The 18,117-nt window shown below is 57.7% G+C and carries 16 protein-coding genes and 2 pseudogenes; 8 read left to right on the top strand and 10 right to left on the bottom strand.

Translation table 11 applies throughout. The features are described 5' to 3' along the window. Positions 1-102: 102 nt before the first annotated feature. Entirely contained in the window at positions 103-1,014 is a 912-nt protein-coding gene (locus HDE78_RS14910; protein WP_179480886.1) for a LysR family transcriptional regulator, read from the bottom strand. 127 nt (positions 1,015-1,141) lie between these two features. Here HDE78_RS14910 and HDE78_RS14915 point away from each other — a divergent pair, with 127 nt between their 5' ends. From HDE78_RS14915 to HDE78_RS14925, 3 genes are read left to right on the top strand one after another with little or no spacing between them, the layout of a single operon-like run. Beyond that, complete coding sequence (locus HDE78_RS14915) at positions 1,142-1,744, top strand: NAD(P)H-dependent oxidoreductase (RefSeq protein WP_179480887.1); 603 nt, start codon at positions 1,142-1,144, stop codon at positions 1,742-1,744. Between the two features lie 28 nt (positions 1,745-1,772). Continuing rightward, entirely contained in the window at positions 1,773-2,405 is a 633-nt protein-coding gene (locus HDE78_RS14920; protein ID WP_179480888.1) for an NAD(P)-binding domain-containing protein, read from the top strand. A 59-nt stretch (positions 2,406-2,464) separates the two neighbouring features. Next, complete coding sequence (locus HDE78_RS14925) at positions 2,465-3,313, top strand: pirin family protein (RefSeq protein ID WP_179480889.1); 849 nt, start codon at positions 2,465-2,467, stop codon at positions 3,311-3,313. A gap of 653 nt (positions 3,314-3,966) precedes the next feature. Here HDE78_RS14925 and HDE78_RS14930 read toward each other — a convergent pair. Both HDE78_RS14930 and HDE78_RS14935 read right to left on the bottom strand, forming a co-directional pair. Further along, positions 3,967-4,386, bottom strand: coding sequence for a heme-binding protein (locus HDE78_RS14930; RefSeq protein WP_255457838.1), 420 nt, complete (start codon positions 4,384-4,386; stop codon positions 3,967-3,969). 24 nt (positions 4,387-4,410) lie between these two features. Continuing rightward, positions 4,411-5,422 (bottom strand): annotated as a pseudogene (locus tag HDE78_RS14935) (zinc-binding alcohol dehydrogenase family protein). Between HDE78_RS14935 and HDE78_RS14940 the strand changes: the two are divergent. Together HDE78_RS14940 and HDE78_RS14945 are read left to right on the top strand one after the other, a co-directional pair. Further along, positions 5,381-6,454, top strand: coding sequence for a LysR family transcriptional regulator (locus HDE78_RS14940; protein ID WP_255457839.1), 1,074 nt, complete (start codon positions 5,381-5,383; stop codon positions 6,452-6,454). The pseudogene HDE78_RS14935 and the gene HDE78_RS14940 sit on opposite strands and share 42 nt — an antisense overlap. A gap of 646 nt (positions 6,455-7,100) precedes the next feature. Beyond that, positions 7,101-8,150 (top strand): hypothetical protein, encoded by a 1,050-nt coding sequence (locus tag HDE78_RS14945; protein ID WP_179480890.1) that lies wholly within the window; start codon positions 7,101-7,103, stop codon positions 8,148-8,150. A gap of 317 nt (positions 8,151-8,467) precedes the next feature. On the opposite strand, the gene HDE78_RS14950 is transcribed toward HDE78_RS14945, so the two are convergent. From HDE78_RS14950 to HDE78_RS14975, 6 genes are all read right to left on the bottom strand, one after another. Further along, positions 8,468-9,226: a DUF4440 domain-containing protein gene (locus HDE78_RS14950; RefSeq protein WP_179480891.1), complete on the bottom strand. Its 759-nt coding sequence runs from the start codon at positions 9,224-9,226 to the stop codon at positions 8,468-8,470. Positions 9,227-9,428: 202 nt separating this feature from the next. Continuing rightward, complete coding sequence (locus HDE78_RS14955) at positions 9,429-10,361, bottom strand: alpha/beta fold hydrolase (protein WP_179480892.1); 933 nt, start codon at positions 10,359-10,361, stop codon at positions 9,429-9,431. Between the two features lie 394 nt (positions 10,362-10,755). Then, positions 10,756-11,964, bottom strand: coding sequence for a hypothetical protein (locus tag HDE78_RS14960; protein WP_179480893.1), 1,209 nt, complete (start codon positions 11,962-11,964; stop codon positions 10,756-10,758). Between the two features lie 548 nt (positions 11,965-12,512). Then, on the bottom strand, positions 12,513-12,890 hold the full coding sequence (locus HDE78_RS14965; RefSeq protein ID WP_179480894.1) for a DoxX family protein: 378 nt from the start codon (positions 12,888-12,890) through the stop codon (positions 12,513-12,515). 116 nt (positions 12,891-13,006) lie between these two features. Next, positions 13,007-13,630: an SDR family oxidoreductase gene (locus HDE78_RS14970; protein WP_179480895.1), complete on the bottom strand. Its 624-nt coding sequence runs from the start codon at positions 13,628-13,630 to the stop codon at positions 13,007-13,009. A gap of 139 nt (positions 13,631-13,769) precedes the next feature. Then, positions 13,770-14,642 carry an NmrA family NAD(P)-binding protein gene (locus tag HDE78_RS14975; protein WP_179480896.1) on the bottom strand — a complete coding sequence of 291 codons (873 nt, stop codon included), beginning with the start codon at positions 14,640-14,642 and terminating at the stop codon, positions 13,770-13,772. Between the two features lie 130 nt (positions 14,643-14,772). On the opposite strand from HDE78_RS14975, the gene HDE78_RS14980 reads away from it, so the two are divergent. Together HDE78_RS14980 and HDE78_RS21115 are read left to right on the top strand one after the other, a co-directional pair. Continuing rightward, positions 14,773-15,699 (top strand): LysR family transcriptional regulator, encoded by a 927-nt coding sequence (locus HDE78_RS14980; RefSeq protein ID WP_218862405.1) that lies wholly within the window; start codon positions 14,773-14,775, stop codon positions 15,697-15,699. 11 nt (positions 15,700-15,710) lie between these two features. Further along, a pseudogene (locus tag HDE78_RS21115) lies at positions 15,711-16,241 on the top strand (IS30 family transposase); the annotation flags it as partial. Between the two features lie 24 nt (positions 16,242-16,265). Here HDE78_RS21115 and HDE78_RS14990 read toward each other — a convergent pair. Continuing rightward, positions 16,266-17,123, bottom strand: a complete 858-nt coding sequence (locus tag HDE78_RS14990) for a LysR substrate-binding domain-containing protein (protein WP_179480899.1) — start codon at positions 17,121-17,123, stop codon at positions 16,266-16,268. 159 nt (positions 17,124-17,282) lie between these two features. On the opposite strand from HDE78_RS14990, the gene HDE78_RS14995 reads away from it, so the two are divergent. Next, positions 17,283-18,104, top strand: a complete 822-nt coding sequence (locus HDE78_RS14995) for an NAD(P)-dependent oxidoreductase (RefSeq protein ID WP_218862407.1) — start codon at positions 17,283-17,285, stop codon at positions 18,102-18,104. Positions 18,105-18,117 lie beyond the last annotated feature (13 nt).

Below are 18,117 nucleotides of genomic sequence, written 5' to 3' on the forward strand. Positions count from 1 at the left end.
CGCCCCCGTGGGTGTAAACCTGGGCGCTGCCCTATGGCGCTGAACTGGAACGCGCTCAAGCCGGATCTGGCAGCGCGCGGGACTGCATGCTCGATCTCAAGGCTATTGCGAAGCGTCTGACACCGCCTGATCCGCCAGAAGCTGCACGGCGCGCTCTTCGAACGGCGATAGCTCGCTGCCGCGCATGCGCGAGAGGACGAACACAAGAGGACGCAGGTGCCATGCCCGGCGACGAAGCTCGACAAGACGACCGGCAGCCAGGTCTTCAGCGACCAGGTTCGCAGGCATGTGGCCCCAGCTGAGCCCCGAAATCAGAAGGTCACGTTTCGCGCCGAGGTCGTTGACGAGCCACTGGCGCTCTCCAGCCACGCCCATCTGGGTCTTCTCTGCACCCGGCTGGTTGTCTGTCACCACCAACTGCACATACTGACCAAATTGTTCGACGGAGATTGGCCGCTCGATATTCGCTAACGGATGGGTCGGCGCACACACGGTGACCATCTCTGCCTCGCAAAGCCAGTGCCTCTCGATCGCGCCTTTCTTGATTTCGGGCACGTCTGAAACGGTGATAGCGAGCGAACAGCTGCCTGCCAGTACCAGCGCCTCACCACCCTGCATGGTGACCATGCGCAGGTTAATGGCGGCCGTTGGCGATTCGCGTTCGAGCGCACGCAGGCAGTCGATCAGGCGCCCCCTTGGGAAATACGTATCGACGGCGATGGAGAGGCTCGGCACGCCTTCCGTCGACATCGACTTCGCCCGGTTCTTCATCTCTTCCATACGTGCAATCACGGCTCGCGCGTCAGGAAGAAGGCCCCGTCCGGCGGCGGTGAGTTCAGGCTTCCGAGCGTCTCGCTGAAAGAGTTCCAGGCCTAGCGCGGTTTCTAATGCGGAGATCGCGTGACTAACGGCGGATTGGGCTCGCCGGAGCCGGCGCGCCGCGGCCGTGAAGCTCATCTCCTCACATACGGCGACGAAGGTGCGAAGTTGGTTGATGGAGACGGTGTCGAGCATGTCATCTACTCTTTAGATGGGTGGAAGCGATATTTTTTCAGTTTTTAAGATGGTTCACTTTCCCTATCTTTCCTATCACGCAAGCCCGCTTGGGCAACGCTTCAAAGCTGATAGGAAACAGATCGACATGCCGACACTTCTCGCGATACAGGTAAGCCCTCGCCACGAACACTCGACCTCCCGCAAGCTCTCGGCGCTGTTCGTCGAGAAATGGCTGGCCGCACACCCCGGCGGCAAAGTCATTGAACGCGATCTGATGAAGACCCATCTGCCGTTTGTCGATCTGCCATGGATTGGCGGCGCGTTTACGCCCCCGGAGCAACATTCGCCGGAGAGCGCTGCCGCCATCAAGATTTCCGACAATTTGGTCGCCGAGTTGCAGGCAGCCGATCGCATCGTCATCGCCACACCGATGTACAACTTCACCATCCCCGCGGCGCTGAAGGCCTACATCGACCATATCGTCCGGGTCGGTGTCACGGTCGTCGACAACGTCGGGCAGCTGACCGGCAAGAAGGTCACCGTCATTCTTGCCAGCGGGGGTGATTTCAGTCCTGGCTCTCCGATCGAAGGCTACGATCACGCCAGCGGCTACCTCCGTCAGGTGCTGGGGTTCATCGGAATGACAGATCTGGACATCGTCCTCGCCGGATCGGCGCGCGCTGGAATGTCAGGCGAGACAGCGGTGGAGGCGTTCGGCGACGTGATTGCATCGGCCGCGGCTGCTTGAGTCGTCGGTTGATCGCGGAGAAACGGTCATGAAAGTTGGGTTCATCGGCGCGGGTCGCATGGCTACGACCATCGGTCGTCATTTCGTCGGTGCGGGCCACGAGGTCGTCCTGTCCAGTTCGCGGGGGCCGGAGGCGTTAGCGGGGCTCGTCGCCGATCTGGGTCTGGCCGCCAGCGCAGGATCCAGGCAGGACGCTGCGGAATGCGACGTGGTGATCCTCGCCACGAATTGGGCGGATGCGCCGGAGGCGCTCAAGGATATCGACTGGAGCGGCCGCATACTCGTCGACGGGACGAACCCCCACAGGGGTGAGAAACCGGACATCAGCGCTAGCGGCGTAGCGAGATCGATAGCCGCGCTGGCGGGCCGCACGTCGAGCGAGATAGTCGCCGCCATGGCGCCCGGTGCCAGGCTGGTGAAGTCGATCAGCAATATGCCGATGACCTGGATACAGGACTTCTCGCCACAGAAGCCGAAGACCGTCCTGTTCGTGTCGGGCGACGATCGCGATGCCAAGGCGCTCGTAGTTGATCTTATTAATTCGACGGGCCTGATCGCGCTCGACCTCGGCTCTCTCGCGGAAGGCGGTGCGATGCAACAGCTCGGTGGCTCTCTATCCGCTGTTGAATTGCACTTCGTCCGCCGGATCGTCCGCGAATAAGACCTGAGCTGCGGGCATCGTGCGCCTGCCGATCGGTCGCCGTCTTTGAGGGATACAGGATGAGCACTCCCAAACCGATGTTTGTTCGAGAAGTAGCGCGCATCGACGATCCCCAGTTCGTATCGGGACAAGGAGCCGGACATCGCGCTCGCCGTCTGATCGACGCACCGGACGCCGCCTTCGCCGATCCGTTCGTCCTGATGGCCGAGGATTGGACGTCCCAGGGGGTATTCCCTTTTCACCCACATCGCGGCATCGAGACGGTTACGTTCGTCATTGAGGGGGCGATCGAGCATCGAGACAGCGCCGGATATAAGGGGGTGATCCATGCCGGCGATGCGCAATGGATGACCGCCGGCCGAGGCGTCCAGCATGAGGAAAACCCTCCGGCCGGGACAAGTGCTCATACCCTGCAGCTCTGGGTGAATTTACCCGCGGCCGGGAAGATGGCTATTCCACGGTATCAGGATCTGGAGGCGTCCGTCCTGCCAGTGTGGAGTGAGGACGGTGTTGAGGTCAGGATCTTTTCCGGCGCCTACGCCGACAGGGTCTCGACCACGCTCAACCACCATCCTGTCACGATGCTCGAGGTGCGAGTCGAAAACGGCGGCGCGTTTCAGCACTCGTTTGCGGCGACCGACAATGCCTTTGTCTACGTCCTCGAAGGTGCGGTCGAGATCGGGCTCGTCGGTGACCTTTTAGAGACCAGCCAGCTTGGCTGGTTAACGCGATCGGAGGAGCCAGGAACGTCGGAACTTACCATAGCGGCGCAGGGCAACACCTGTCGCTTTCTTCTTTTCGCCGGCCAACCCTTGTGTGAGCCGATCGTATTTGGAGGGCCCTTCGTCATGAACACACAGTCGGAAATCCAGCAAGCGTTCGCCGACTTTCGAGCCGGCCGATTCTGAATCAGAGCAAGTGAAACGATACGACCTCAGCATCCAGCCGACGCTAACTGTGATCTGTTTCTCACCTGGCCTGGAATATCTGCTCTTAGCTAATTTTGCCGGCAACATTCATGTGGTAAACCTATAGACGACACGGTGATGATCTCGTCGTCTTGAATGGCAACCGCCACCGTTTGACTCCAGCGTCGCGCGTTCGCTTTTAGTAAATCCCGTAAGGGCGATTAGGGAGGATCATCGAGGGTATGGCGGGTGTCAGATCCCGACCCATTTCAGCCAGTCGCGAACGGTCGCTTTGCGGCGTTCATTTGCAGTAACTGGCGAGCTCTTCTGGGCCGCTAAATGCCTTTGGTTGCTGTTCGCTAATTTGTCGGCCGGTGAGTGTCGCAGGAGAGTCGCTCTTCGAACTGTCCCGCTCGGACACCTGGCTTCTGCCGGCCGTCCGCCTGTTGGCGTTCGCGCAGAATTGGCCAGGAAGGCACTGCTATTTTCGTTTGCGGTAGACCGTCTGCCTGATCAATAAATCGGGATCGGGCTCTGATTATCAGCACTCACGACCTAGTCAGTTGATAACAGACAGGTCAATGTCGAACGAGCGGCAGCGGGTCAGCGAAGCGAAATCGCTGCAATTCTGCCTTTAGGCCCGTCTCAGGCGATCAGCCCAACCGCCCGCAGCGCATCCACAGCTGCTTCATGATCCTGCAACGACGCGCCGCCGGAGATGCCGATCCCGCCAGCGAGCTTGCCGTCAAAAGGACGATGGGTACGCCGCCGCCTACCGGCATCAGTCGTGGGTGCTGTGCTAGCGGTGCCACGGTGGGCTCGCCCATGTATTGGTTCCACTGATCGGTAGACATGCCGAATGAGGCGGCGGTCCAGGCTTTATCCACGGCAACCTCGGCCGTCAAGAACGGCGCGGCGTCGGCCCGCTCGAAGGCGCGCAGATGGCCGCCTGCGTCAGTGATGGCGATGGTGGCGGCGAACCCGCGTTGGGCGCATGCCGAACGGGCCTGTGCAAGCAGTTCATGCGCTGCGTCCAAAGTGAGAGTGTGGGTAGTGTTGATCTTTGCGTTCATGGCTATTCCTGGGACGGATAAAAGTTATCGGGCGGCAACGACGACTTTGCCGATCATGTTGCCGGCTTCGACCAGCGCATGAGCCTGGACAAGGCCGGCGGCATCAAGGCCATCAATGCGACGGGTGAGCGTGTGCGCGACATCGCCGCGATCGACCAGTTCGGCCATGCGGCGCAACAGGGCGTGTTGTCGGGAAAGTGTGCGCGTGGTGAAAATCGGGCGTATACATCAGCTCCCAATGGATCGAAATGGACTTGGCTTTGAATGGCCCGATATCGAGCACGGCGGGATCGTCTATCAGCGCGAACTTGCCTTCCGGGCGTATAACTGCGGCAATTTGAGGTATGTAGCCCGCGCTTTCGTTGAGGCCGGTGACGAAATCAACCTCCTTGATGCCCAACCCCGATAACTGGGGCGCCCACGGTTCGCGATGATTAATGACGTGGTGCGCGCCATGCGTCAGCACCCAATCGCGTGTTTCTGGCCGTGACCCTGTGCCGATGATAGTGGCGCCGGTCAGTCTGCGCGCCAGTTGGGTAAGGACGGAGCCCACACCGCCAGCGGCACCCGTCACCAGGAGCACGGTGTTCTCGGTAGGGTCGGCTTCGTGTATTCGCAGGCAGTCGAACAGGAGCTCCCAGGCGGTGATGGTGGTCAGCGGAAGGGAGGCCGCCTGGGCGAAGTACAGCGACCGGGGCATCAGGCCCGCGATGCGCTCGTCGACCGCGTGCCATTCGCTGTTGCTGCCAGGCCGCGTGATGTCACCGGCATACCAGACGCGATCGCCGGACTTGAACAGCGTGACCGAGGACCCAGTCGCATAGACGATGCCTGCGGCATCCCAGCCGAGAATGCGTGCGGCGTCACTGGGTACGTCGCCATGGGCGCGGATCTTGGTATCTACCGGGTTCACCGAAACCGCTTTTACTTCGACAAGAATGTCGTGGTCGCGCACCTCGGGCGTGGCAACCTCGATGTCCTGCAGGGCATCGGCATGGTCTATCGGAAGGTTTTGGTAAAAGCCGACGGCTTTCATGGTTGTGCTTGCCAAGTGGATTCAGACGCACATTGTGTCAGTGCTTCGTTGCTGCAAAAATCGGCTAATGTCCGTAACACTTACCGAGTTATCAAGAAAATGATTCGGCTTGATGACGTCCAGATCTTCGTGCAGTCAGTGGAGGCAGAGAGTTTTTCCGAGGCGGCTCGCCGGCTCAATATTGCCCCCGGCCTGGCCAGTGCCGCCGTTCAGCGGCTGGAGAAAGCGCTGAACACTAGGCTGTTCGTTCGATCCACCCGGAGCATGCAGTTATCGGTGGAGGGAGCGCGCTATTTGCCGTATGCGCGAACGATGCTCAATGCGCGGTCGCAAGGCCAGCGTGCACTGGCCAGCGATCAAGAGGCTTTGTCGGGAAGCCTGCGCCTGTCCGTCCCATCGGACTTTGGCAGGAATCTATTGCTGGGCTGGCTTGACGAATTCCAGCGTCAGCATCCGGCGCTGACCCTGCATGTGCGGATGAGCGATCGGGTCGCCGACTTGGTGCGAGAGCCGCTGGATGCCGCGGTGCGCTACGGCCCGCTGTCGGACTCGTCGCTGGTCGCCATACCGCTGATCGAGAACAACCGGCGCGCATTGTGCGCTGCACCTTCTTATTTGGAACGTGCGGGTATGCCCAGTAGCGTCGACGATCTCAGGCATCACAATTGCCTGCGCTTTGTCTGGAGCGAACAACTTCACGAGCGTTGGCGATTCACCTTGCCTGGTGGTAACCAGACCGTCCTCGTGTCCGGCAATCGAATCAGCGATGACGCGGATGCCGTCCGGCGATGGGCGGTCGCGGGCGAAGGAATAGTTTACAAATCGCGCCTCGATCTTGTCCCTGATCTGCGAGCTGGCCGCCTGGTGGATATTTTTCCGCCGATGCATAGCGAACCGTCACCGCTCAACCTCATATGCGCGCAACGCTCACGGCTGACGCCGACGATCACTCAACTTAAATCGTTTCTTCAGGCGCGCTGCACCGCCCTGCTTGAGGACTACTGGCTATGGGCCAAGGTCGTCAAGCTCTGACAAGCAGCGTTTGGGACTACGACCATTGGTCGAACCATTCAGTCCAAAAAGGGTTCGGGTTGGATTGGCGCTGACTTAAGCCAAAGCCACTGACCTCGAACAACTTCGTAAAGACAACTTCCTCACAAAAGCCCCGTCCCTACCTGTCCGCGAGGTAAGCGCAGCGTCTATCCGAAGATCGGACCGTCCTGCGGCATTGGAAAAACGGGCGTATCCCATTTGATCGTGCATCACTTGCGTGACGTGGGCCATGTGCTCGGGGCGATTGATGCGCGCTCCAGGGATTCTCATTAAGCACGAAGCAGGCCGTGTAGGCCTGCGCTCGATGTACCAAGGGTTGTGGTGTAAGCGCGAATGCATGTCGATGGAGTCGCGTAGTCAACGGTTTGCTCGATCACGGTAGGCCAAGTCCCACCCTGCAGCGTATGCAATCGATGATTCGAATTATTCCCGCAGTGGTGTTGGCGTCAATTACGCCTACCAGTTCTCAGTCTGCTCCCTCGCTGCGATAAATCTTTGGATGTCTGTAACGGATCCCGCCGCGCCAACGAATGAATAATCGATCGAGATGATCGATCGGACATCGTTGCCCTGCGATTGCGTACGCGTACGCGTTGTGGGCGCCCCTCCTATCGCTAGAACATTTATGAAAAAGACATTATCTTTCGGCATCGGCGCGTTGTCGCTGATGATTGCTACCGCGGTCGCGGCACAGAATGCGACGTGGAGTGACAATCACGCCGTTGTCGTTACTGCGACCAATGCATCGACCAACGACTTGCTCATCTACAACACGCAAGGTGTGTTGCAAGCAACGATCCCCACTCGCGGTTCAGGCGGCGCTACCGGTAATGCTGGCGGTATCACGCAAGATCATGATCGCTTGGCGGTCATCAATTTTGGCTCGGGCAACGTAACGGTGTTTAGCAAGGACACCGAGAATCTCAACCTACGTTTCGAGAAACTGGTTCCTGCACTGACCAATCCAGTGAGCGTCGCGCTCGCGAACCATCATCTGTACATTCTGACGACCAGCTACATCGAGTCCCATCGTATCGATCAGAATGGCGTGGCATCGGTGGCCGATGGCAAAGCGAAGCTGTTCGTCGGTGATGGGTCCGCCGCGCAAGTCGGGGTGCTACAAGGTCAATTGATCCTGAGTGAAAAGAGCAATGTGATCGAGACCGTCCATTTGAACGAAGACGGCGCGATCAACGGCAACACCAAAGAGGTTGCGAACATTCCGTCAAACGTCAACGCACCTTTCGGACTCGCCACGCGGGCTAACGACGCTTACGTGAGCATCGCTCATGCTAACGAGCTTAGCTTGGTGCGCAATGACGCGGTGGTCACCGTTACCAGTTCGGGCACGCAGAGTGCGCCGTGCTGGGTAACGCCTGACGGACCTTTCTTGTTCTCGGTCAACGCCGCAAGCAAGACTGTCTCGCGCTACGCCGTGTATGGCGAGAAAATCATTCAGGATGCACCCGTGGTGGCCACGATCGCTGGCGCCCCGACCGATATTGCCTTTCGCAGCGATGTGGCAGCGGTGGTCGATGCGGGCGGTTCGGTCTCGCATGTATCGATCTATAACGTCGATGGTGATGGCGACTTCACTCTGAAAGGTTTTGCGACCATCAACGCCCCGGCGGCGAACGGTGTCGCTATCGTGCGCAACGATCAGCGTATCTACTAAGCGTGAACTGACCGGCGCCGCAGCAATGCGGCGCCTCTATTGATAGAAATTTTCCCTGACACCATTTTTGTATTCACCAGAGTTCAAACGCGCAGCAGCCGAGTCGTCGATGCCGGCGGCTTCCGCGAGCGTAGGAAACAGGGACGGAGGCTGAGCCCCCGGTTTCGGTTTCCGATCAGCGCCATTTATGAATTTAGTCGGATGCGCAAGTTGCGTTATCTCGTAAAGCCCATAGTCCGTGGATTCCATGCGCCGTTTATGCCCAGAGCTTTGCTCTGCTCTGCCCAGAACCGACCATATGAAAATCGACGTTTGGATCAATTGGAGCTAACACGTTTCCAAGAGCGGCCATCAGTTTCGCGTCTATCAATAAATCCGGTGACTTGTCCGTTCGCATTACGCTGAAAGACCCGGCGCAGATACACGTCGTCGGGCTGAAAAAGTACATCGCGCGTTTCAGCCATCAATTCGGTGAGCGGCTGTCCGGACTTTCCTCCAAGAATGCGATTGCCATCTCGCTGGATGATGTACGTTTTATCGGCGCTTTGATAAGTGCCCACTAGCTCATCGATTTGCAGAGAAGAAAGCGAAACGGGTGGTGGATTAATGCGAATGCGATCGGTATGCACCACCCTAAGCTTCCATTCGCCGTGAATTCGCTGCCAAGTCTCGGTCATGAGTAGATGTGAATGGCTTTCATCCACGCCTCCTGGCCGTTGCGGTACATCGTCTTGATGAAAAACCTGTGCCGTATCGCCAATGATCTTGACTTCGTAGTTATGGATGATGAGCGGCATCAATCCATCCTCTTCAAGTTCGCTTAGGAATTGCGCTCGACGAGCGACGTTCCCTTCCTCGACATACATGAAGTCGGACGTGGTCAGTCGTGCCCACGTATCTTGATCGCCGCGATGAAGCGCGTTCAGCAGCAATTTGTCGTTTGCGTAGAGCACCTTCTTTTCATCTGAAGGCGCATCAACGGCTTGAGCTGACGCAGTTGCGCTATTCGCAGCATAAATCAGACAGCCGGCTGCTATAACGCAGCATTGTTTGAAGGCTTTTTTTAAACTTTTCACTGATGTATACCTCTTATCTCGCCATCGCCGCTGCGGCGTGATCGAGTTTCGCTCTAGTCGTCAATTTAAACCGCTCGCGCTGGCCAGTTCTAAATTCTGCAACTTTTGTACGGCTTTGTTTGCCGTTGCTGGAAATTTCATCCGCGACCAGATTGCTTCTAGGAATTGCTAAGAATTAAAGTTCTGTATCCTGCCCGCCTTCTTAACGCGGAAAGAGGATCGGCATAAGTAGTGGTGAGGTGTACATGCAACGCCCGTCGTGCCCACATAAAGGCACGATCACGAGGGGATGATTAGCGCCATATCGCTCGTTCTCGTGTTGCCGATAGTAGATGGCCCGCTTAAGCCGATTCGGGCCCTGCATGTTGGCCCCACAAGTGTCGTCGAAACCGGCAAGCGGCACGATATCTATTTGACCGGCAACGTAAGTAATCCGACGCGATGTAAAATTCTTCTCGATCGACTTGTTGTCTGGACCCGCAAGCAGGGGTGGCCGCCCTTCAAGTCCATAGGGCCAACGATTGAATGCCTCGCAGCCGCGTGGATTCGATACGGTCTCGAACCGAGCGCGAGGTTGTTCCAGCAAATCCCGGGGATCAATCTTTGCATCGGGCGTGGTTGGGTCTTGCGGCATAAGCGGCCGGTCGCGATCCAGATAGGGATAACTTGACGCATTCACCGGCACGTAAAGAGGGCGGATACGTGACACATCGTCTGCTTTCCCCATCAGGGCGTAACGGGAGACAAACTGGCCTCCACCCGAGTGGCCGACGATCGTGAGGTTCACTAGGCCGGGAAAGAGGCCAGCGCGCATGACGGTACGGACTACCGTGTCAACCGCCCCATACGAAGTTACCTGTGGTGCGTCAGACGAGACGCCCCCTACCTTCCAGTTGTCACAGTCCCAGTGCAGTTCGCCGGGCTCCATGATATCCGAGCAACCCGGTGTGGCATCCGAGGCGGCAAACCGTGGCGCGATGATCAGTGTGTCATCCAAGGCTCCGGAGAGATACGCGCCGGCCATCGCGGATCGAAAATACTCGTCAGCATCGCGCCCACCGCCATGGATTACGATGATGATGGTCTTGATGTGACTATCTGCGACGCTCAGGCTTTTATTGGCGAACACCGTCATGAAGCGCCCCTCCGGCCCGAGGGCGACGTGTTGCCGGTAAAGCGAGACTGCCTCAGCGGGAAACCCAGCAGTGTTCGCCGGGATTACACCGCTCTTGGCGAAGACTAAAGACAGAGGAGATAGCACTGCGATAAAAACTATCAGCCGAGTCGCTGACCAGAGCCAGAGGAAAATTTGACGTGTCTTTCCCATAAAGCGTGAAATTCCCAAATGAGTTGTATCGATGACTTTCCGAGAATCTCACCCTAGAGCCTTGCAAATCGGCGGGCGCGGTATTTGGCGCTTAGCGCGATCCGCATTTATGTGCGGAATCCGGCGCATCTGGTCACTAATTCCGGGAAGTGTCGAACACGCCGCGGTACTGATTACCGCGCACTCATCTAATGCATGCCCTTTAATGGCTTCCATCGTTTGCTGTCGCGACAGCGCCGCCCATCTGACGAATACCGTCGATATTGGCCAAGCGCATTTCCAGTCCCCATCCATAGTGTTCGTCGCCACCACCAAAGTTATCGTCGATCGCTACGGCAACCTGATTGGAGCCCTTATGCAGAGGCAGGTCGAATGATCCATTGGTCAGGCCGAGGCGGCCGTCCGGCTCTTTGCTCGCGCCTTTGACGCCGTAGAGATTCTTGCTTTGGAATGCCAGCTTGCCGTTGACGAAGACCCAGACTTCCCGGGTCCAGCCAATATCCACATGCTTGATCTGTTCATGATCCGCGTTGATTGTGGTTTTCAACCACATGCCGGCGATGGCCTGCCCGGTCTGCGCATCGCCATACCAGCGCGTCAGATTGATCAGCCCACCCGGGTCGGGCGCGATCGGCTTCCACGACGCCGTCGCTTTGGGCATCGACGAATACACGGGATCAATGCCAGTGTTTTCCTGAAGCGTGGCATCCATGCGGCTGGGCATCACGAACGGCGTCGAAGCGAGCCAATCACGAACGTATCGCAGGTCATTCTTCGCGGGATCGTTGGAGGCCACCGCGGGCAAGCCATCCACGACGTTGGGCGCGATGCTCAGGTGTGCGTAGGACGCCGGCCCATGCAGCCGGATCGAGCCGTCGGGGAAGCCACCAACCAGGGTGTCGACGGCCAGCGTGGGCGAGCGCGCACCGTTGACGAACACTTGCATGCGTGCGCCGGAGAGCACCAGCTTGACGTGGTTCCAACCCGCGGGGTTGATGGGCGCGTGCGTTTGGTACTGCCCGTACAAATCCCATTCGAATAAATGATGCGCTGTGGGCATGTACTGGATACATTCTTCCGACACCGCACAGTCCGCGCTCGGTCGAAAATACAAGGCGTCGGCTGCGTCATCGTGTTGGCGAAAGGTGATGCCGGTAATCCGGCTCCCTACAAATTTTGCGTCAAATTCGATCGTGCCATTGCTGAAGTTGGTGTTCTTCAGCTCGGCATAACCCTTGTTGACCACAAGCACACCCTGCTGGGTTGGATCGTGTTGAAAGGACACGTCACCATTCGCCTGCCATTGCGCAGGTGTCATCGGAATGTGAGTAACGTCGAAGGCGAGAATGGGTTGTGAGAGCCCCATGATTAAGGCAGTAAGCAGCCAACCTCTTAGCCGATAAAGCGCCATCGCCCGACTTGCGTACTTGAATACTATTGACATGTGTTCGATCTCTCGCCTAATGCCTGAATTAAGCCGACTGGCGAAGCCAGCTAGGCTTGAATGAATTGTTAAGCTGCGGTATATGCAAATGACTCGAGACGACCGCAACTCTTGCAACGGTATGTGATTACCGGCAGCGTCTTGTTGCCGGGTTTAACAGCAGACATCTGCCAAAATGACGTGTTGGGATCGCCGCTTGCCCACAAAGCCTGACTGGTAGATCCACCATCACCTTTGTCTAGAATGAATCCATTCTCTAGCTCCCCGTCGCATCTAATGCATCTCTCCATGGTTACCTCGGTATGTCCAGAGCGGCCTGACTAGACATTAGCAACTACTTTATTTGCGACACCTCAGTCGTCCTATCGAAATGATCCGTAGTGGATCAACGATGTTGCGAAACGGCATCCCACCAAGGCGAACGCCACGTTAAGCGGCCGCTTGCCTGATAAAGTTTGGGTACGGGGTGTGGCATCTCGGGCAATCTGGTTGCAGACCACCTTGACTATGCGCTGCTACTGCCGGCGCTGATCACTGGCTGGCAACACTATGCGATTGCGCCAGCTTATCCAGCCGACCACGAGTGAGAATGCCGCCGCGACGAGGGGTGCTATCGCATGCCCGTATTCGCCGTGGACAATAACGGTCACGAGCGCGGCGAGCATGACGGTGAAGCCAAGGGCAGATCCCAACACGCGAGTCGGCGCGCGGAAAAGCAAAATGGCAGCCGTGAGTTCCAGCGATCCGGTCACGAAATGGAACCAGCTCGGATACCCCCATTTCACGTATTCCTCGTGTATCGGTCCCGGGGCGAAAATGTTGCTGAGGGAACCGACAACGAAGAAAGTGGCAAGGACTAAAGGTAAGACTTGGCGCCAGGAGATTTTAGACATTTGTCCGACCTTCGATACTGAGTTTGCTGCCGAAATTGGCTTAACCGTCCGATCGACAAGCGGGCCGATTTACGACGAATGTGGCGGCGGAAAAAGATGAGCCGCGCGACTAGCACTTACCACAGGAGTAAAGGTGTCTGTTTCAACCAGGTGTTGGTCGCCAGTTGCTCCACCACGAACCGAGCGACATCTGCGCGTGCGACCTTTCCACCCTTAACGCTGGCGAGGTCAACGATGGCTCTGACGCTTCCACGAGCTGGGTCGTTGGTGAGCATGCCGGGCCGGACGATGACCCAATCGAGTGAGCTGGCACGGATCGCGACTTCCTGGCGGTCCTTGTCCTTGTAAGCTTGGCTAAGCAGCAAAGGCTGGAAGAGCCGATCGAACACGAAGCCGCCATGGCCGCGGCTATCTCCCACGCCCAAAGCGGAGATGCAGACCAGGCGGCGAACGCCCCTACGCGTCATCGCCATAATCAGCGCGCGTGTCGCTTCGGTCAGCAGGCTGACTTTGCTGAAGCCCATGCCGGTCCCCAATGCACTGACGACGGCATCACAGCCGTCCAGGGCGCGCTCGAGGACGATCTCATTGCGGGCATCGCCCTCGATCAATTCTGCTCCCGGCAGATCGGCGCCTGCCGTCGAGCGAACCAGCGCCACGACGGAATGACCTTTCTGCAGGGCGTCGCGGACGATTAGCCGTCCGGTTCCGCCCGTTGCACCCAAAATAAGAACTTTCATATTTCAATCTCGATCTTGTTCGTTATGGACGCCGCACTTCACAAAGAAATGGGCTCTTTTGGCTTTCTTTCCAGAATCGCGATCGGTTGCGAATCTTCGGAGTGGGGTCCAAAGTCGCAGCGATCGCCGATGCTCGGACTTAAGCTGTAGCGGCCTTCTGAGCCGCCGCAAAAACATCGCGAGCAGACGTTGTGCCAGGGACGTGTTCCGTACCCACCGCCCCGATGTCCATCGCTCCGGCGTTGACGGCCTCATACATGGTTTCGGCCGGCCCAGACTTGCCCTTCGGAATGCCGAACTGCTCGAATGTATCCGCCCAATCGGCCCTTGGGACGGCAACGGCTTTCACGTCGAGCTTCATCACTTCACCTAATTGCGCCGCCACTTCATCGGCGCTCACCATAGAACCGAGTTCAATGAACCGATGGCCCAACCACGCCTGTCCGCTCAGAAGCGATGCGATCTCGGCGCCGATGTCGTTGGTCGCGACCATGGTCGATTTCCGATGTGTCGGGTCGTAGAAGACGGGCAGCGTGCCACCCTGGGCAACCTGAAAGCCGTAAAGGAAGTTTTCGAAAAACCCACCGGCTCGTGCATAGGCGATCGGCACGTTCAGATCGCGAAAACCTTGCTCCAAAAGCGACAGCGCCGTGATTAGCCCCATCTCGCTGGTTTTGTTCGCGCCCATCGACGAAAGTGCGACGACCCGCGGCACCGGCACTTCGATAAGGGCCTCGACATAGTTCGCGATAACGCCCTTTGCTTCCCTGAAATCCGGCGAGGGGGCCCAGATGGGAGGCAACATGACAAATGCGCCATCGACGCCCCTGAGTGCTCGCTTGATGGAGGCTGCATCGTTCCAGTCGCCTTCAACCAGTTCGACACCTTGGTCAGCCCAGCTTGCCGCCTTCGCGCAGTCACGAACCAGCGCGCGCACCTTCTTGCCTTGCGTCAGCAAATGAGTGGCCGTGGCGCCGCCAACTTTTCCGGTAATTCCCATCACTAAAAACATATTCGTTTACCTTCATTTGGTTTGATGGCTCACGGTACCCCGTGCGCTATTATTCGAATACGGGGCATATTCGGAACGGGCCGTGTAGATGAACTTAACAATCGCTCGAACCCATCTGGATGGACTGGTCATGTTTTTGACCGTCGCGGAATATCGAGGCTTTCGCGCTGCGGCTCGGCACCTCGGCATCACGCCATCTGCGGTCAGCCAGGCGATACGCAGTCTGGAAGAACGGGTTGGCGCGCCGCTCTTCTCCCGAACAACGCGAAGCGTCAGGCTGACCGAAGCGGGCGAACGCCTGCTTGCCCACGCGCGCCCGGCGGTCGACATGCTCTCAGCGGGGTTAGACGCCGCGAGTGGTTTGGGTGGCGAGATTACCGGCCGACTGCGCATCAATATGCCCAGGCCCATTTTGACACTGCTGGTGAATCGCTTGCTGCCGGACTTTCTGGATGCTCATCCAAATGTTGAGCTTGAACTAGTGGGCGACGATCGTCCCATCGACATCGTTGAAGAAGGATTCGACGCGGGAATACGACTGGGAAACTTCGTCCAGATTGACATGGTCGCGATGTGGCTGACCCCACCGGAGCGCTTCGTTGTCGTTGGCGCACCGGCACTGTTTAGGAAGCATGGCCGGCCCGCATCCCCGTATGATCTGCAGAACTATCGTTGCATCTTGCTTAGACAATCCGTGCGAGCTCTTGATCACTGGCAATTTGTCGTCGATGGCAAGCGCATCACGGTGGGTGTAGCGGGGCCTTTAGTGATTAACGACATCGACGCATGCGTTCGTTCAGCGCTGAGAGGAGTCGGGCTCTTCCAATTGCCACACTCGCTCGTGATGTCGCATATTGAACATGGCGATCTGCAGACCGTGCTCGAACCTTATTGTGAAGAGGTTCCCGGTCTTTCTCTTTACTATCCAAGTCGAAGTCAGTCACTGCCAAAGCTTCGCGCTTTTGTCGATTTCGCCACCCAGCGAATGCGAAGGGAGTTCAAGCCAAGCGATTACCTGCCCAATCCCATAAGCGACCGAGGCACGATGGGTAGCTGAGAAGCTGTCCACGACAGTTGGCGTCACAGCAGATTTCCGGATGGCTCAAGCCCCATTATCCCGACGATACGGGTTGTCAGGTGTCACACGAAACCGTCTACAGCAAGTGCAACATCCCGTCCCGCGATGCCCAAAAAAGCTTCTTGCGCATCTTCGGCACACCCGCGCGATGCGTGGTTCGCGCAACCACGCGCAGAAAACCGACAACCATGGCAGGATCACCGACGCCGTCTCCATCAGTGAGTGGTCACCGGCTATCGAAGATCGCACCGTGCCCGGTCAGTGGGAAAAGAATCTGCTGTTCGGTGACAAGAACAGTCAGATAGCCATTCTGGTCGAACGGCAAAGTCAACCCACGCGATACCGTGACGGCGATCGATGCACTGATCAACCACGCGAAAAGGAGCTTTATCGATCGCTGACGTGGATCAAGGATCGGAGATGGCCAGTCATCGTCGCTTAACCTTAGCGACCGACATCCAGATTTACTTTTGTGATCCGTACAATCCTGGCAACGTGGCTCGTACGAGAATACCAACGGAACCAGATCAGCGATGGACGAATGATCAGGCGATGATTTCGCCGAGCGCTTCTCTTATCACCAGTTCGAGATGATCGGCGGTCAAGTTTATGACGGCGTTGCTTTTAAGCAGAAAGATCGATACTGGACTCATTGAGGGCAACCCTAGCGCATCGCCCACGTCCGAAACCGAGGTCGGTGCATTCAGTCGGGTACGCGCTGTAACACCGAGACCGGCTTCGGCGGCCGCCCACACTGCCGAGACGCTTCCGCTGGACATGGCGATCCGCCATGGAATGTTCGCCTGATCCAGCGCCTCGATGGCGGCCTGCCTGAACGTGCAAGGCTGATCAAGTATCAGTAGCGGTACCGGGTCATGGCGTCGCCAAGACACGTCAGGATTTGCGAACCACCGTACGGCCAATTGTCCCACCGCCGGTGCGCTATCCGCTGTTGAAACGCCGAATGCCAGAGCGAGGTCAAGGTCGCCTGCCACGACCGCCTGAGTCAGTTCGACACTGCGCCCGACCTTGATACCAATGCTCACGGCAGGGTGCGCTCCAGCAAAACGCGCCAGGGTCTGCGGCAGCAAGGTTTGGGCGAAGTCCTGCGGCATACCGAACGAGACCTCTCCGCCGCGGGCCAGTCCTCCCATGGCTAAGTAAGCTTCGTCGTTGATCTGCAAAAGTCGACGGGCATAGCCCAGCAAGACCTCCCCTGCGGGTGTCAGCATTTGTTGGCGACCAGACTTCTGAAAGAGTTCGCAACCCACGCGTTCCTCGAGCGATTTCAGCTGCAAGCTGATAGCGCCCGGGGATCGGTGAAGTTTGCGCGCAGCCCTCGCGAAACCCTGCAAATCGACGGCGGCTACAAAGGTTCTGATGGCAGCAATATCGAGATTCATAGTTTAGAAATACTAATCGATAACCGATGAAAGACTTCATAGTTGTGCATAGTTTGAGCCGGTATGGTGTCCCGACTTGCTTCTTCAGGGAACCTTACCGATGGCCGATGTGGCCTTTATTGGACTTGGCAGGATGGGCGGACCGATGGCGGGCATCTGGTGAAAAGCGGCCACCATGTCTCGGTGTATAACCGCAGCGCCGCACGTGCCAAGGCATGGGCTGATAGTTACGACGGAATTATTTGTGCGACACCAGCCGAAGCTGCGAGCAACGCAGATTATGTTTTCACCTGCGTAGGCAACGACTCTGACCTTGAAGAAGTCGTTTGCGGACCGGTAGGCGTGTTGTCTTCGATGCGCGGCGACGCATTCTTGATTGATCATACGACGACGTCTGCCCATGTCGTGGATGTGGTGGAGCGGGCCTCGGTCGAACGCGGTGTCCAGTTCCTCGATGCCCCGGTATCCGGGGGCGAAGCCGGTGCGATCAAAGGTGAGCTGTCGATCATGGTCGGTGGCAATAAAGCAGCGTTTGATCAATCCCTGCATGTACTCAAGAGTTACGGAAAGCGCGTCGTTCATATGGGCGTGAGTGGCGCCGGTCAGCGCACGAAAATGGCAAATCAGATTTGCATTGCGGGTGTCATACAAGCATTGGCGGAAGCTGTGGCTTTCGCCGAGAACGCGCAGCTCGATATGGCGAAAGTACTGCACGTTATCGCAGGCGGTGCCGGACAATCATGGCAACTCGATAACCGGGGCGCCACCATGCACGAGCGTCGATTCGATTTCGGCTTCTCGGTGGACCTGATGCGCAAGGACCTGGGGCTATGCCGTGATGAAGCATCGAGAAATGGAAGTCAGCTACCAATGACTAGTGTCATCGATGAATTTTATGCCGAGCTTCAGCACCGGGGTGCAGGCCATTTGGATACGTCGAGCCTGATCGAATTGCTCGCTACGACTCGCGGTCGCCCGTAAGAGGAGCCTGAAT

This window comes from Rhodanobacter sp. K2T2 (genome assembly GCF_013408815.1).
In the GTDB taxonomy this organism is placed as follows: domain Bacteria; phylum Pseudomonadota; class Gammaproteobacteria; order Xanthomonadales; family Rhodanobacteraceae; genus Rhodanobacter.

Excerpts from the sequence above, each read along its gene's own strand:
- HDE78_RS14925 (WP_179480889.1), top strand. The coding sequence starts at position 2,465 with ATGAGCACTCCCAAACCGATGTTTGTTCGAGAAGTAGCGCGCATCGAC.
- HDE78_RS14965 (WP_179480894.1), bottom strand. The coding sequence starts at position 12,890 with ATGTCTAAAATCTCCTGGCGCCAAGTCTTACCTTTAGTCCTTGCCACT.
- HDE78_RS14920 (WP_179480888.1), top strand. The coding sequence starts at position 1,773 with ATGAAAGTTGGGTTCATCGGCGCGGGTCGCATGGCTACGACCATCGGT.
- HDE78_RS14930 (WP_255457838.1), bottom strand. The coding sequence starts at position 4,386 with ATGAACGCAAAGATCAACACTACCCACACTCTCACTTTGGACGCAGCG.
- HDE78_RS14970 (WP_179480895.1), bottom strand. The coding sequence starts at position 13,630 with ATGAAAGTTCTTATTTTGGGTGCAACGGGCGGAACCGGACGGCTAATC.
- HDE78_RS14940 (WP_255457839.1), top strand. The coding sequence starts at position 5,381 with ATGGTCTATCGGAAGGTTTTGGTAAAAGCCGACGGCTTTCATGGTTGT.
- HDE78_RS14960 (WP_179480893.1), bottom strand. The coding sequence starts at position 11,964 with ATGGCGCTTTATCGGCTAAGAGGTTGGCTGCTTACTGCCTTAATCATG.
- HDE78_RS14945 (WP_179480890.1), top strand. The coding sequence starts at position 7,101 with ATGAAAAAGACATTATCTTTCGGCATCGGCGCGTTGTCGCTGATGATT.
- HDE78_RS14990 (WP_179480899.1), bottom strand. The coding sequence starts at position 17,123 with ATGAATCTCGATATTGCTGCCATCAGAACCTTTGTAGCCGCCGTCGAT.
- HDE78_RS14915 (WP_179480887.1), top strand. The coding sequence starts at position 1,142 with ATGCCGACACTTCTCGCGATACAGGTAAGCCCTCGCCACGAACACTCG.
- HDE78_RS14980 (WP_218862405.1), top strand. The coding sequence starts at position 14,773 with ATGTTTTTGACCGTCGCGGAATATCGAGGCTTTCGCGCTGCGGCTCGG.
- HDE78_RS14975 (WP_179480896.1), bottom strand. The coding sequence starts at position 14,642 with ATGTTTTTAGTGATGGGAATTACCGGAAAAGTTGGCGGCGCCACGGCC.
- HDE78_RS14955 (WP_179480892.1), bottom strand. The coding sequence starts at position 10,361 with ATGACGGTGTTCGCCAATAAAAGCCTGAGCGTCGCAGATAGTCACATC.
- HDE78_RS14910 (WP_179480886.1), bottom strand. The coding sequence starts at position 1,014 with ATGCTCGACACCGTCTCCATCAACCAACTTCGCACCTTCGTCGCCGTA.